This window comes from Streptomyces sp. NPDC052701, assembly GCF_040678355.1.
Classification (GTDB): Bacteria; Actinomycetota; Actinomycetes; order Streptomycetales; family Streptomycetaceae; genus Streptomyces.
Map to the genome: position 1 here is coordinate 306,101 of NZ_JBFATO010000002.1, position 13,603 is coordinate 319,703.

12 protein-coding genes are annotated in these 13,603 nt (G+C 73.0%); 4 read left to right on the top strand and 8 right to left on the bottom strand.

The features are described from left to right. Positions 1-172: 172 nt before the first annotated feature. Positions 173-1,201, bottom strand: a complete 1,029-nt coding sequence (locus AB0L29_RS04505; protein ID WP_365823220.1) for a P1 family peptidase — start codon at positions 1,199-1,201, stop codon at positions 173-175. A 103-nt stretch (positions 1,202-1,304) separates the two neighbouring features. Here AB0L29_RS04505 and AB0L29_RS04510 point away from each other — a divergent pair, with 103 nt between their 5' ends. Next, on the top strand, positions 1,305-1,481 hold the full coding sequence (locus AB0L29_RS04510; RefSeq protein WP_365823222.1) for a hypothetical protein: 177 nt from the start codon (positions 1,305-1,307) through the stop codon (positions 1,479-1,481). Positions 1,482-1,500: 19 nt separating this feature from the next. Here AB0L29_RS04510 and mscL read toward each other — a convergent pair whose 3' ends face one another. The 6 genes from mscL to AB0L29_RS04540 all read right to left on the bottom strand — a co-directional run bounded on the left by mscL (position 1,501) and on the right by AB0L29_RS04540 (position 7,450). Continuing rightward, positions 1,501-1,977: a large conductance mechanosensitive channel protein MscL gene (gene mscL, locus AB0L29_RS04515; protein WP_365823224.1), complete on the bottom strand. Its 477-nt coding sequence runs from the start codon at positions 1,975-1,977 to the stop codon at positions 1,501-1,503. Between the two features lie 147 nt (positions 1,978-2,124). Next, entirely contained in the window at positions 2,125-2,628 is a 504-nt protein-coding gene (locus AB0L29_RS04520) for a hypothetical protein (protein ID WP_365823225.1), read from the bottom strand. Positions 2,629-3,064: 436 nt separating this feature from the next. Then, positions 3,065-3,907 (bottom strand): S-methyl-5'-thioadenosine phosphorylase, encoded by an 843-nt coding sequence (locus AB0L29_RS04525; RefSeq protein WP_365823227.1) that lies wholly within the window; start codon positions 3,905-3,907, stop codon positions 3,065-3,067. An 86-nt stretch (positions 3,908-3,993) separates the two neighbouring features. After that, on the bottom strand, positions 3,994-4,308 hold the full coding sequence (locus tag AB0L29_RS04530; RefSeq protein ID WP_365823229.1) for an FmdB family zinc ribbon protein: 315 nt from the start codon (positions 4,306-4,308) through the stop codon (positions 3,994-3,996). A 67-nt stretch (positions 4,309-4,375) separates the two neighbouring features. Continuing rightward, positions 4,376-5,659, bottom strand: a complete 1,284-nt coding sequence (locus AB0L29_RS04535; protein WP_365823231.1) for an MFS transporter — start codon at positions 5,657-5,659, stop codon at positions 4,376-4,378. A gap of 249 nt (positions 5,660-5,908) precedes the next feature. After that, the gene (locus AB0L29_RS04540) at positions 5,909-7,450 is read right to left on the bottom strand and encodes a potassium/proton antiporter (RefSeq protein WP_365823233.1); all 1,542 of its coding nucleotides are present in this window, start codon (positions 7,448-7,450) and stop codon (positions 5,909-5,911) included. 230 nt (positions 7,451-7,680) lie between these two features. Between AB0L29_RS04540 and AB0L29_RS04545 the strand changes: the two genes are divergently transcribed. Continuing rightward, positions 7,681-10,545, top strand: coding sequence for a penicillin acylase family protein (locus AB0L29_RS04545; protein ID WP_365823235.1), 2,865 nt, complete (start codon positions 7,681-7,683; stop codon positions 10,543-10,545). A 73-nt stretch (positions 10,546-10,618) separates the two neighbouring features. Here the strand turns inward: AB0L29_RS04545 and AB0L29_RS04550 are convergent, their stop codons facing one another. Continuing rightward, entirely contained in the window at positions 10,619-11,233 is a 615-nt protein-coding gene (locus AB0L29_RS04550; protein ID WP_365823236.1) for a 5-formyltetrahydrofolate cyclo-ligase, read from the bottom strand. A gap of 92 nt (positions 11,234-11,325) precedes the next feature. Between AB0L29_RS04550 and galU the strand changes: the two genes are divergently transcribed. Continuing rightward, positions 11,326-12,237, top strand: a complete 912-nt coding sequence (gene galU, locus AB0L29_RS04555) for a UTP--glucose-1-phosphate uridylyltransferase GalU (RefSeq protein WP_365823238.1) — start codon at positions 11,326-11,328, stop codon at positions 12,235-12,237. Then, a complete protein-coding gene (gene glp / locus AB0L29_RS04560; RefSeq protein ID WP_365823240.1) occupies positions 12,234-13,556 on the top strand; it encodes a gephyrin-like molybdotransferase Glp in 1,323 nt (440 codons plus the stop codon). Before galU ends, glp begins: the two co-directional genes overlap by 4 nt. Positions 13,557-13,603: the final 47 nt, after the last annotated feature.

A 13,603-nucleotide genomic window follows, 5' to 3' on the forward strand; every position in this document is an offset into this window, starting at 1 on the left:
GTCCGGGAACCGAGAAAATGTCCGCATGGATAACGCCCGGGCCACGCGGAACATTCCCGTACGACCCGAGGATTCCTCAAAAACTCCTGCTCAAACAGCAGTCGGCCGAACGGGGCGGTGGTCCGCCGGCGGCCGTGGGCGGCATCGCGTGACAGGATCAGGACAATCCTCGTCAGGGGCTTCCGTACAGCTCCTCGTACGACGGCCACGCTCCGCCCGGCCCGTCCACCGGCTCGGCGGCGCGCACCGCGCGGACGATTGCGCGGGTCACCAGGTCCGCCCCGGCCGCGAGGATCTCGTTGAGGGCGAGGGGGCTGTCGGCGGCGAGCGGGCGCTGCCCGGTCGCCAGCGCGAAGACGGTGTCCCCGTCGTTGAGGAGGTGCACCGGCCGCACGGCCCGCGCGATGCCGTCGTGCGCCGTGCCGGCCACCTTCCGCGCCTGTGCCTTCGACAGGTCCGCGTCGGTGGCGACCACCGCGAGCGTGGTGTTGAGCGGAGGCGGCGCGTTCCGCGCGGCGGCCTCGGCGAGACGCCGGCGCGCGGCCTCGTGGACGTGCGCCTCCGGACGGCGCACCCGCCCCTGGAACAACTCCCCGTACAGCACGCCCGTCTCCGGGTCCACCACCGATCCCGCGGCGTTGGCCACCACCAGCGCGGCCACCGTGATCCCCGAGTCGAGGACGGCGCTCGCGCTGCCGACCCCGCCCTTCAGGGCCCCGGCCACGGCTCCCGTACCGGCGCCCACGCACCCCTGGGGGACCGGCGCCCCGGGGCCGCTCGCCGCGGCCGCCTCGACCGCGCTCCGTCCGGTGGCCGCGTCCGGGCGGGCCCGGAAGTCGCCGCCGCGGCCCAGGTCGAAGACGCAGGCGGCGGGCACCACCGGCACGACGTGTGCCGGATCCGCCCCGACGCGCACCCCGCGCCCCCGCTCCTCCAGCCAGGCCATCACCCCGGACGCCGCGTCGAGCCCGTAGGCGCTGCCGCCGGTCAGCACGATCGCCTCGACCTTCTGCACGAGGTTGCGCGGGTCGAGGGCGTCGGTCTCCTTGGTGCCGGGCCCGCCGCCGCGCACGTCCACGGCGGCGACGGCCCCGCCCTCCGGGGCGAGCACGACCGTCGTGCCGGTGAGCCGGCCGCCGCCGGTGTGTGTCGCGTGTCCCACCCGCACGCCGGCGACATCCGTCAGAGCGTCAACTGTCATGGCGCCAGTGTGGTCCAGGCGCCGGCACGGTGGGCCGCTCGCCGCGGGGGCGGGGCGGTCGCCGGCGGGCCGGGGGCCGTCGGCGGGGCCTTACCCTGGACGCATGAGCACCGCCCCCGACCCCGAGCCGCGCGAGCCGAAGCCCGCCCTGGTCTTCGACGACCCGCTGGACCAGCAGTCCTCGGACGACACCGACCGCGGGTGGGGCGAGCACACGGACGGCGCCGGCGCCTTCGACCTGAAGCGCTTCCTGGACGAGAAGCCGCCCCACCACCTGTGAGCCGGACGGCCCGCCGCCGCTACGGCCGGTCGTGGTCCGGGCCGCGCCGGGCGACCAGGGCGTCCCGGATCTCCTTGAGCACCTCCAGCTCGCTCACCTCGACGGTCTCCTTCGCGCCCTCCCGCGCCCTCCTGCGGGCCTCCTGCCGGGCGAGGTACTTCGACATGGGCAGCACCATCAGGAAGTAGACGACCGCCGCGGTGATCACGAAGCTGAGGGTGGCGCCGAGGACGGAGCCCCACATGATCGGGATACCGCTCGTCACCGTGCCGTCCGCGGCCACCTCGCAGGGGTCCTTCAGACACGAGCGGTAGTTGTCGAGGCTCTTGGTGCCGAACGCTCCGACCAGCGGGTTGATGACGCCCTTCACCACCGAGTTCACGATGTTGGTGAAGGCGGCGCCGATCACCACCGCCACCGCCAGGTCGACGACGTTCCCGCGCATCAGGAAGGTCTTGAAGCCCTGCCAGACGCCCGGTTCGTTCTTCTCGCTCACCTCGGGGCCTCTCCTCGCGCACACAGGTCGTGGAACAAAACGCTCCGCAACTTACGTCAGCGCCGGGCCGGCCTGGCCCATCGGGGCAGGCGAAGGGCCGGGGCCCGCGAAGGAAGGACCCGGCGGAGCGGCGGGGCGGCACCCGGCTCACCACAACGTCACCGCCAGCCGTGCCGTGGTGCTCGCGCCGGCCAGGTCCGCCGCGGTGGAGCGCGGCACCGAGAGCACGACCAGTGCTCCGCTCCCGGAAGCGTCTCCCAGGGGCTCCGGCACCCTCGTCACCCGTGCCCCGCGCGCGACGACACGGGCCGTGCCCCCCGTCACCGCCTCCTCGGCGGCGATGACGTCGACCCGGTCGCCGGGGCGCAGCAGCCGGACCGCGGCCGCGTCGGCGATCCGCACCGGCGCCGTCACCGTCCTCGCCGCACGGCGCGTGCGCACGGGGTGGTCCGCCGGGGCGGCCGACGACGTGGCGCCGGGGGGCGGGGGGTGCGGATGCCTGCGGGCCCGGTCGGCGTCCCGGGGCCCCGCCGCCACGAGCGCGGCGGCCGTGACGGCGAGCCCGGCCGCGACGGCCCGCCTCCGGTGGCGTGCGAGCCGGCTCGCGCCGTGCCGACCGCCGCGTACCCGCACGGCGGCGAAGTCGGGCACCCCACGGGTGGGGGGAACGTCCGCGCCCGGCGGATGAGGCGGGGAGCCCGGCGGGTGTGACGAAGAACCCGGCGGGTGGGGCGAAGGACCCGGCGGGTGGGGCGAGGCGAGGGAGAAGGACGAAGGGGGCACGGGCGACACGGGAACCACCACCTGCGGCGAGGGATCGGCTTGCGCCCCCCACGATGAGGCTTTCCGCCACCGCCCGCCGCGGCCTGTGGACCCACTGGCCGGTTGGGGAAAACCTCCTCACCCGAAGGTGACGATCCGCTCCCGCGACGCGACCACACCCCGCCACCACGGCGACGCGACCACGGCCCGCCACCACAGCAACACGACCACGGCCACGCAACCCCGATCACGCAACCCCGATCACGCAACCCCGATCACGCCACCCCGGCCACGCCCCTGAAAAGACGCCCCCGGCGCAACGGAACTACGGCAGCGCGAACCCGGGGTCCATCCCGCCCAGCGCCGCCGCGCACAGGCAGTCGCGCTCCCCGGTCGCGGGCAGCGCGGCCACCGCGTCGAACAGCACGCCCCGCAGCCGGTCCACGTTGGCCGCGAACACCCGCAGCACCTCCTCGTGCGAGACGCCCTCGCCGGTCTCGGCGCCGGCGTCGAGGTCGGTGACCAGGGTCAGCGAGGTGTAGCAGAGCTCGAGCTCCCGGGCGAGCGCGGCCTCGGGGTGTCCGGTCATGCCCACCACCGACCAGCCCTGCGCCTGGTGCCACAACGATTCGGCACGGGTCGAGAAGCGCGGCCCCTCGACGACGACCAGCGTGCCGCCGTCGACCGGCTCCCAGTCGCGTCCGCGCGCCGCCTTGAGCGCGGCGGCCCGCCCGGTGGGGCAGTAGGGATCGGCCAGCGACACGTGCACGACGTTCGGCACGGTGCCGTCCGGCAGCGGAAGCCCGTCGAAGTAGGTGTTCGCCCGGGACTTCGTGCGGTCGACGAGCTGGTCCGGCACCAGGAGCGTGCCGGGACCGTACTCGGGGCGCAGGCCGCCCACCGCGCACGGCCCGAGGACCTGGCGCACGCCGACCGAGCGGAGCGCCCAGAGGTTGGCCCGGTAGTTGATGCGGTGCGGCGGCAGGTGGTGGCCGCGGCCGTGCCGGGGCAGGAAGGCGACGCGCCGGCCGGCGACCTCGCCGAGGAAGAGGGAGTCGCTGGGCGGCCCGTACGGGGTGTCCACCGTCACCTCGGTCACGTCGTCGAGGAAGGAGTAGAAACCGGAGCCGCCGATCACGCCGATCTCGGCGTTCGCCTTGTTCGCCATGCCCGCACCCTAACCGCATCCGCGGACGCCGAAGACCCCGTCGTCGGACGACGACAGGGTCTCGTGAGAGGTCCGGCGGGGTCCGCCTACGCGGCGGTGCTGCTGGAGCTCGACGCCGAACTCGACGAGGACGAGCTCGACGACGAGGACGAGCTCGACGAGGAGCCGGAGTCCGAGGACGACGAGCTCGACGACTTCGACGCCGGCGAGCTGCTCGACGAGGAGCCGCGGCTGTCGTTGCGGTAGAAGCCGGAGCCCTTGAAGACGATGCCGACCGCCGAGAACACCTTCTTCAGGCGGCCCTTGCAGCTCGGGCACTCCGTGAGGGCGTCGTCGGTGAACTTCTGCACCGCCTCGAGGCCCTCGCCGCACTCGGTGCACTGGTACTGATAGGTCGGCACTGTCTTCCTCCTGGCACTCTCACTCAATGAGTGCTAACGACGAACCATAGTGACCTATTCCTTGCGTTCAGTCCACTGCCACCGGCGCGCGGTGACCCACGCCACGCGCGACGGCACGGCCGCCGGGGGGCGTCACCAGCCGCGACCGCAGCGCCAGCAGGGTGACCAGGGCGAGCAGCGTGCCGCCCATCGGGACCAGGAACCCGGCACCGCCCTGGACGTCCTCCAGCCGGCCGGCGACCGTGACGGCGGCCGCCTGGCCGAGCGCCACCGCGCCGGTCAGCCAGGTGAAGGCCTCGGTGCGGGCACCGGCCGGAACCAGGCCCTCGACCAGGGTGTAGCCGGTGATCAGGGCGGGCGCGATGCACATGCCGACCAGCAGGCCGAGCCCGGCCAGGACGGGCACCGAGTGCGCGGCCCACAGGCCGCAGGCGGCCAGCGCGAGAGCGGCGTAGGCGACGACCAGGCGCCGCTGCGGGGCCGCCTTCCAGGCGACGGCGCCGCAGACGATGCCGGAGAGCATGTTGCCCGCGGCGAAGACGCCGTACAGGACGCCGTTCAGGCCGGGTTCGCCGATCGACTCGGTGAACGCGGCCAGCGAGACCTGCATGCCGCCGAAGACGGAGCCGATGCCCAGGAACGCCACGATCAGCACGCGCACTCCGGGGACGCGCAGGGCGGAGACCCGCTCTCCGCGCGCGTGCCCGGCGGCGGAGACCGGCGGCTGGGTGCCCTTCTGCGCGGCGAAGAGCAGCCCGCCGAGCAGCGTCAGGGACGCCTCCGCGACCAGGCCGCCGGCCGGGTGCACGGCCGTGCACAGGGCGGTGGCCAGCAGCGGGCCGACGACGAAGGTCAGCTCGTCCGTGACGGACTCGAAGGCCGCCGCCGTGGTCATCAGGGGGGAGTCCTTGAGCTTCACGCCCCAGCGGGCCCGCACCATGGGGCCGATCTGCGGCACCGAGGCGCCCGTGGGCACGGCCGCCGCGAACAGGGCCCACAGGGGTGCGTGCGCCAGTGCCAGGGCCGTCAGGGCCAGCGCCGACAGGGCGTGCAGCAGGACGCCGGGGACCAGCACGGCGCGCTGCCCGTAGCGGTCGGCGAGACGGCCGCTGTAGGGCGCGAACAGCGCCATGGAGACGCCGGTGGCGGCCGCGGCGGCGCCGGCCGCGCCGTACGAGCCGGTGGTGTGCTGCACGAGCAGCACGATGGACAGGGTGAGCATCGCGAACGGCTGGCGCGCCGCGAAGCCGGGGAGCAGGAACGTCCAGGCGCCGCGGGTGCGCAGCAGCTGTCCGTATCCCGGGCGGGAGGGCGCCGCCGAATCCTTCGACGAGGTGACCGTGGATGCCACGGCCCGTGCCTTTCTGCCGCCTGGTAGCGCGGCCCGTTCACGTCACGGGAGCGCCGAGAGCTGTCCTCTTGCGCGGACTGCGGTAGATACCGGCGCCCGCTGTGTCGAGGAGGGGCGTCCCGGCCGCCATACGGTCGCGCCAGCTCTGCATCAGGCAGAGTTGGTTCGATCTGGGTGACGCCTGCATCTTACAGGGACCGGGTGCGGCGCACCTGTGAAACCGGGCACCGCCCACGCCTTCGCCTGCGATTACTCCCGCGTCCCGTTGACGCCCAGCCACCCGGCCAGCTTGCCGCCGCGGCCGACCGCGCGCAGCCGTCGTTCGGCCGCGTCCCGGACCGGGTCGGTGGCGACCACCAGCAGTTCGTCCCCGCGTTGCAGCACCGTCGAGGGCAGCGGCACGAACGACTCCCCCGCGCGCACGACGAGGGTGACGGCGGCCCCGGGCGGCAGCCGCAGCTCGTTGACCTCGACGCCGTGCATCCTGGACCCCTTGGGGATCGCCACGGACAGCAGGTGCCCGCGCAGCCGTTCCAGGGGCGCCGACTCGATGCCGAGGTCGGCGGCCTGCGACCCGTCCCCGAGGTGCAGCCTGCGGGCCAGCCAGGGCAGCGTGGGGCCCTGGACCAGGGTGTAGACGACGACCAGGACGAAGACGATGTTGAAGATCCGGCGGCTGCCCTCGACGCCCTCCACCATGGGGATGGTCGCCAGGATGATGGGCACGGCCCCGCGCAGCCCGGCCCAGGACATCAGGGCCTGCTCCTGCCAGGGCACCCGGAACGGCGTCAGGCACAGCACGACGCTCAGCGGGCGCGCCACCATGGTCAGCACCAGCCCGACGAGCAGTGCGGGCGCGATGTCGTCGCCGAGCTCGTGCGGGGTGACGAGCAGGCCGAGCAGGACGAACATGCCGATCTGGGCGATCCAGCCGAGCCCCTCGGCGAACCCGCGCGTGGCCGGCCAGTGCGGCAGCCTGGCGTTGCCCATCACCATGGAGGCGAGGTAGATGGCGAGGAAGCCGCTGCCGTGGACCAGGGCGCCCGCCGCGTAGGCGGCGACGGCGATCGCCATGACGGCGATCGGGTAGAGGCCGGAGGCGGGCAGCGCCACGTGCCTCAGGCCCCAGGAGCCCAGCCAGCCCACGGCCAGGCCGATGACGGCGCCGATGGCCAGCTCCAGCAGGATCTCGCCGAGCAGGACGTACCAGTGCTCGACCGGGCCGGCCGTGGAGAAGGAGACGACCAGGATGACCACGGGCGCGTCGTTGAAGCCGGACTCGGCCTCCAGCGAGCCCGTCACGCGCGCGGGCAGGGGGATCCTGCGCAGCACCGAGAAGACGGCGGCCGCGTCGGTCGAGGACACCACCGCGCCGATGATGAGCGCCTGACGCCACTCCAGCCCGATCAGGTGGTGCGCGGCCGTCGCCGTGATCCCGACGCTCACCGCGACCCCGGCCAGCGCCAGCGCGGAGGCGGCCGGCAGGGCGGGCCTGATCTCCTTCCACTGCGTGCCCAGACCGCCCTCGGCCAGGATCACGACCAGGGCCGCGTAGCCGATGACCTGGGTCAGCTCGGCGTTGTCGAAGTGGATGCCGCCGATGCCGTCCTGGCCCATGAGCATCCCGATGCCCAGGTAGACGAGCAGGCTGGGGAGTCCGCTGCGCGAGGAGATCCGGACCGCTGCGACGGCGACGAGCAGGACGAGCGAGCAGACGAACAGGAGCTGGTTGAGATGGTGGACAGTCAGGGGCCGTTTCCTTCCCTGGCTCCCGCACGCGCGGGGGCTCACGTATCACGGACATCGCAGACGAAGCGGTCGCGTTTCACGGCAAACTACTTCGTTACCTTACCTAACTCTTGACGATTTCTTGACCCTGCGAGGGGTGAGATCGAACGCTCGTGCGCGCCGGTTCCCCACTCCGCGTCAAGTGCCGCCGGGCCCTGCGCCTATCGTTGCTCCAGCGCTCAGTTAAAAGCACAGCCGAACCTGCCGCTCGCGTTAGGACAGCAAGGACAGCGATGCCCCCCAACACCACCGCCTCCACGGGTCAGCAGCCCGGCAAGTCCGGCAGGAAGAAGGGGCGCAAAGCCCGTCTGATCGTGTTCGTACTGGTGCTGGCCCTCATCGGCGGCGTCGCCTACGGGGCCTACTGGTCCGTCAGCACCGTTCGGGCCTCCTTCCCGCAGACCAAGGGATCGATCACGCTCGAGGGCCTGTCGGGACCCGTCGACGTCAAACGCGACGGCCACGGGATCCCGCAGATCTACGCCTCCTCCGACGAGGACCTGTTCATGGCGCAGGGCTACGTCCAGGCGCAGGACCGGTTCTACGAGATGGACGTGCGCCGCCACATGACCGCCGGACGCCTGTCGGAGATGTTCGGCAGGAGCCAGGTGGACAACGACGAGTTCCTGCGGACCCTGGGCTGGGACCGGATCGCGAAGCGGGAGTACGACACCAAGCTGTCGGCCTCCGCCAAGAAGCACCTCCAGGCCTACACCGAGGGCGTCAACGCCTACCTGGCGGGCCGGGAGGGCGAGGACATCTCCCTGGAGTACGCGGCCCTCGGGTTCACCAACGACTACAAGCCGCGCAAGTGGACCCCGGTCGACTCGCTCGCCTGGCTGAAGGCGATGGCCTGGGACCTGCGCGGCAACATGCAGGACGAGATCGACCGCGCCCTGCTGACCAGCCGCCTCGGCCCCGAGCAGATCGCCGACCTGTACCCGGAGTACCCGTACAGCCGCAACAAGGCGATCGTCCAGGAGGGCCAGTACGACGAGCTCACGCAGACGTTCGACGGCGGTGCCGGGGCGAGCGGGGCGGCCGGCTCCGCCGCGGGCACCGGCACCGGCACCGGTACGGGCGGCACGTCCGCCGGCACCCCCGGCACCTCGGCGGGCGGCACGTCCGCCGGTACGGGCGGCACGGCGGGTACGGCGGGCGGCACGGCGGGCTCCGGCACCTCGGCGGGCTCGGGCGGCTCGGCCCTGCAGAGCCAGCTGGCGGGCCTGTACAAGGAACTGGACGACCTGCCCGCCGCCGTCGGCGTCAACGGCAACGGCATCGGCTCCAACTCCTGGGTGGTCGGCGGTGAGCACACCATCACCGGCAAGCCCCTGCTGGCCAACGACCCGCACCTGTCGGCCTCGCTGCCGTCCGTCTGGTACCAGATGGGCCTGCACTGCCGCAGCGTCTCCGCCAAGTGCCGCTACGACGTGTCCGGCTACACCTTCGCGGGCATGCCCGGAGTGATAATCGGCCACAACCAGGACATTTCCTGGGGCATGACCAACTCCGGCGTCGACGTCACCGACCTGTACCTGGAGAAGATCACCGGCGAGGGCTACCTGTACGACGGCAAGGTCAAGCCCTTCACCACGCGCGAGGAGACCATCAAGGTCGCCGGCGGCGCCCCGGAGAAGATCGTCGTCCGGGAGACCAACAACGGGCCCCTGCTCTCCGACCGCTCCGACGACCTCGTGCGGGTCGGCAGGAAGGCCACCGTCGACACCGCCGCCCCCGACCGCGGCGACGGCTACGGCGTGGCCCTGCGCTGGACCGGCCTGCAGCCGGGCACCACCATGGAGGCCGTCTTCGCCATGAACAGGGCGAAGGACTTCACCGACTTCCGCAAGGCGGCCGCGCTGTTCGAGGTGCCCTCGCAGAACCTGGTCTACGCCGACACCGAGAACCACATCGGCTACACGCTGCCCGGCCGGATCCCCACGCGCGCCGAGGGCCACGACGGCTCCGTCCCGGCGCCGGGCTGGGACCCGCGGTACCGCTGGACCGGATACATCGAGCAGGACGAGCTGCCCTACGAGTACGACCCGGAGCGCGGCTACATCGTCACCGCCAACCAGGCCGTGGTCGGCGAGGACTACCCCCACACGCTCACCACGGACTGGGGCTACGGCACCCGCAGCCAGCGCATCACCGACCTGATCCAGTCGAAGATCAAGGACGGCGGCAAGATCTCCACCGACGACATGCGCCAGATGCAGCTCGACAACAGCAGCGAGATCGCCAAGCTGCTGGTGCCCCAGCTGCTGAAGATCGACCCGGAGGACAGGGACGTACGGGAGGCGCAGAAGCTGCTGGAGGGCTGGGACTACACCCAGGACGCCGACTCCGCGGCCGCCGCCTACTTCAACTCCGTGTGGCGCAACATCCTCAGGCTCGCCTTCGGCAACAAGCTGCCCAAGGAGCTGCGGGTCAAGGGCCAGTGCCTGTGGGTCGACCCGGTCAGCACCACCGGGCCCGCCGACGAGGCCGACAAGGTGCGCGAGTGCGGTCTGCGCGACGCCGCCCAGGCGCAGCCGGACGGCGGCGACCGCTGGTTCGAGGTGGTCCGCCGCCTCATGGACGACGAGGACAGCGACTGGTGGAGGACGCCCAAGGCCGGCACCCGGCCTCCGGCGCACGACCGCGACAGCCTGTTCAAGCGCGCCATGATCGACGCCCGCTGGGAGCTGACCGCCAAGCTCGGCAAGGACATCGACTCCTGGAGCTGGGGCCGGCTGCACCGCCTGTTCCTGAAGAACCAGACCCTGGGCACCGAGGGCCCCGGCATCCTGAAGTACGTCCTCAACCGCGGCCCCTGGAAGCTCAGCGGCGGCGAGGCCGCGGTCAACGCCACCGGCTGGAACGCCGCCGGCGGCTACGGCGTGGTGTGGGTGCCGTCGATGCGGATGGTGGTCAACCTCGGCGACCTCGACAAGTCGCGCTGGATCAACCTCGCCGGCGCCTCCGGGCACGCCTACAGCGCCCACTACGTCGACCAGACGGACAAGTGGGCCGACGGCGAGCTGCTGCCGTGGGCGTTCTCCGACCGGGCGGTCGACGAGAGCACGAGCGACACCCTGGTGCTCAGGCCGTGACCCGGCCGTGACCCGCTGACGCGGAACGGGCCTCCACGCACGCGTGGAGGCCCGTTCCGCGTCCGGCCCGGCCTCAGCGCAGGCGCCGCACCCCCGACGGGGTCACCACCGCGTGCACCGGCCGGTCGTGCGCCTCCCCGGGGACGCGCCGGACGACCTCGGTGTCGTACAGCAGCACCACCAGGACGGGATCCGCGCCCGCCCGCTCCAGCCGCGCGAGCACCCGGTCGTAGGACCCCCCGCCCCGCCCCAGCCGCATCCCGCGCGCGTCGACCGCCAGGCCCGGCAGCAGCACGACGTCGGCGGCCGTCACGGCGTCCGGTCCCAGGCGCGCGCCGGCCGGCTCGAGGAGGGCCATCCGCCCGCCGTGCCGGACGCGTACGAGGGAGCCCTCTCCCTCGTACGCGCCCCAGTCCAGGTCGTTGTCGGGCAGCAGCACCGGCAGCAGGACGCGTACGCCCCGCGCGCGCAGCGCGTCCAGCAGCGCGAGCGTGCCGGGCTCGCTCCCCACCGAGACGTACGCCGCCACCGTGCGCGCCCGCGCCAACTCGGGCAGGCCGAGTGCCCTGTCGGCCAGCGCGGCCGCGGTCTCGCGCACGTCACCGGCCGTCAACCTGTTCCTCACCGCGAGGATCTCCCGCCGCAACGTCCGCTTGTCAGGGTCGTCCGCGCGTCCGTCGTGTCCCAAGGTCGTTCCCGTACCGTTTCAATCCGCTCATATGAGAGCCAAGTAATCGGAGCCTCAGATTCCCTGCAAAGGCACCGGATAAGGTGTCGGGCATGACTCAGTCACACCCTCGGATCAGCAAGGCTGTCATTCCCGCAGCAGGCCTCGGCACCCGGTTCCTGCCGGCCACCAAAGCCACTCCCAAGGAGATGCTGCCGGTCGTGGACAAGCCGGCGATCCAGTACGTGGTCGAGGAGGCCGTGGCCGCCGGCCTCGACGACGTCCTCATGGTCACGGGCCGCAACAAGCGCCCGCTGGAGGACCACTTCGACCGCAACTACGAGCTCGAGTCGGCTCTGGAGAAGAAGGGCGACGCCGAACGCCTGGCCAAGGTCCAGGAGTCCAGTGACCTCGCCACCATGCACTACGTCCGCCAGGGCGACCCCAAGGGCCTCGGCCACGCCGTCCTGTGCGCCGCCCCGCACGTCGGCGACGAGCCCTTCGCGGTCCTGCTCGGCGACGACCTGATCGACCCGCGCGACCCGCTGCTCAAGCGGATGGTGGAGGTCCAGGAGCAGCGCGGCGGCAGCGTCGTCGCGCTCATGGAGGTCGCCCCCGAGCAGATCCACCTCTACGGGTGCGCCGCGGTGGAGACCACCGAGGACAGCGACGTCGTCAAGGTCAGCGGACTGGTCGAGAAGCCCGAACCGGCCGAGGCCCCCTCCAACTACGCGATCATCGGCCGCTACGTCCTCGACCCGCACGTCTTCGGCATACTGCGGCGGACCGAGCCGGGCCGCGGCGGCGAGATCCAGCTCACCGACGCCCTCCAGCAGCTCGCGGCCGACGAGGGCATCGGCGGCCCGGTGCACGGCGTCGTCTTCAAGGGCCGCCGCTACGACACCGGCGACCGGGGCGACTACCTGCGTGCCATTGTCAGGCTCGCGTGCGAACGTGAGGATCTGGGACCGGACTTCAGGACCTGGCTCCGCCGTTACGTCACCGAGGAGATGCAGCAACTTTGAGCAGCGCCGCGCCCCGCACCGCAGGACCGGACCACCTCTGGTCGGTGGACGAGCACCTGGAGGACGTCCTCACGACCGTCCGCCCCCTCGAACCCCTGGAGCTGAACCTCCTCGACGCCCAGGGCTGCGTCCTGGTCGAGGACGTCACGGTGCCGGTCTCCCTGCCGCCGTTCGACAACAGCTCCATGGACGGGTACGCGGTGCGGGTCGCGGACGTGGCGGGCGCGAGCGAGGAGTTCCCGGCGGTCCTGGAGGTCGTCGGGGACGTCGCTGCGGGCCGGGCCGAGCCGCTCCGGGTGGGCCCCGGCCAGGCCGCCCGCATCATGACCGGCGCGCCGCTGCCGCCCGGCGCCGAGACCGTCGTGCCCGTCGAGTGGACCGACGGCGGCCTCGGCGAGGGCCCGGTGAGCGGGATGCGCGCCCGCAGCCTCGCCCCCGAGGGCGCCGAAGGACAGGTGCGCGTGTACCGCCCGGCCGGGGCACGCGCGCACGTGCGCGCCGAGGGCAGCGACGTGCGGGCCGGTGACCGCGCCCTGCGGGCGGGCACCGTCCTCGGCCCGCCGCAGATCGCCCTGCTGGCCGCGATCGGCCGCGGCACGGTCCGCGTGCGCCCGCGCCCGCGCGTGGTCGTGCTCTCCACCGGCAGCGAACTCGTCCCGCCCGGCGAGGAGCTGGGCACCGGCCAGATCTACGACTCCAACAGCTTCGCCCTCACCGCCGCCGCCCGCGACGCCGGCGCCCTCGCCTACCGGGTGGGCGCCGTCGCCGACGACGCCGAGACCCTGCGCTCCACCATCGAGGACCAGCTCGTCCGCGCCGACCTGCTGGTCACCACCGGCGGGGTGAGCGTGGGGGCGTACGACGTCGTCAAGGAGGCCCTCGCGCGCGTCGGCGACGAGGACGGGCCGGGCGGCGGCGTGGAGTTCCGCAGGCTCGCCATGCAGCCCGGCAAGCCCCAGGGCTTCGGATCCGTCGGCCCCGACCACACGCCCCTGCTGGCCCTCCCCGGCAACCCCGTCTCCTCGTACGTCTCCTTCGAGCTGTTCGTCCGTCCCGCGATCCGCACCCTCATGGGCCTGCGGGACGTCCACCGGCCGCGGACCCGGGCCACCCTGACCGCCGACGAGGCGCTGACCTCGCCGAAGGGCCGCCGCCAGTTCCTGCGCGGGACCTACGCCGACGGCGCGGTGCGCCCGGTCGGCGGCGCCGGCTCCCACCTGGTCGCCGCCCTCGCGCACGCCGACGCGCTGATCGTCGTCCCCGAGGACGTCGAGTCCGTGGAGCCCGGCACCGAGGTCGAGGTGGTCCTGCTCGGCTGACGGCTGCGGGTTGGCGGTACCGTGTCGCGCACAGCAGGCCCGTGCGC

What these genes read in the sequence shown, in the direction of transcription:
- AB0L29_RS04505 (WP_365823220.1), bottom strand. Translation starts at nt 1,201, where the DNA reads ATGACAGTTGACGCTCTGACGGATGTCGCCGGCGTGCGGGTGGGACAC.
- AB0L29_RS04510 (WP_365823222.1), top strand. Translation starts at nt 1,305, where the DNA reads ATGAGCACCGCCCCCGACCCCGAGCCGCGCGAGCCGAAGCCCGCCCTG.
- AB0L29_RS04525 (WP_365823227.1), bottom strand. Translation starts at nt 3,907, where the DNA reads ATGGCGAACAAGGCGAACGCCGAGATCGGCGTGATCGGCGGCTCCGGT.
- AB0L29_RS04545 (WP_365823235.1), top strand. Translation starts at nt 7,681, where the DNA reads ATGCCCCCCAACACCACCGCCTCCACGGGTCAGCAGCCCGGCAAGTCC.
- galU (WP_365823238.1), top strand. Translation starts at nt 11,326, where the DNA reads ATGACTCAGTCACACCCTCGGATCAGCAAGGCTGTCATTCCCGCAGCA.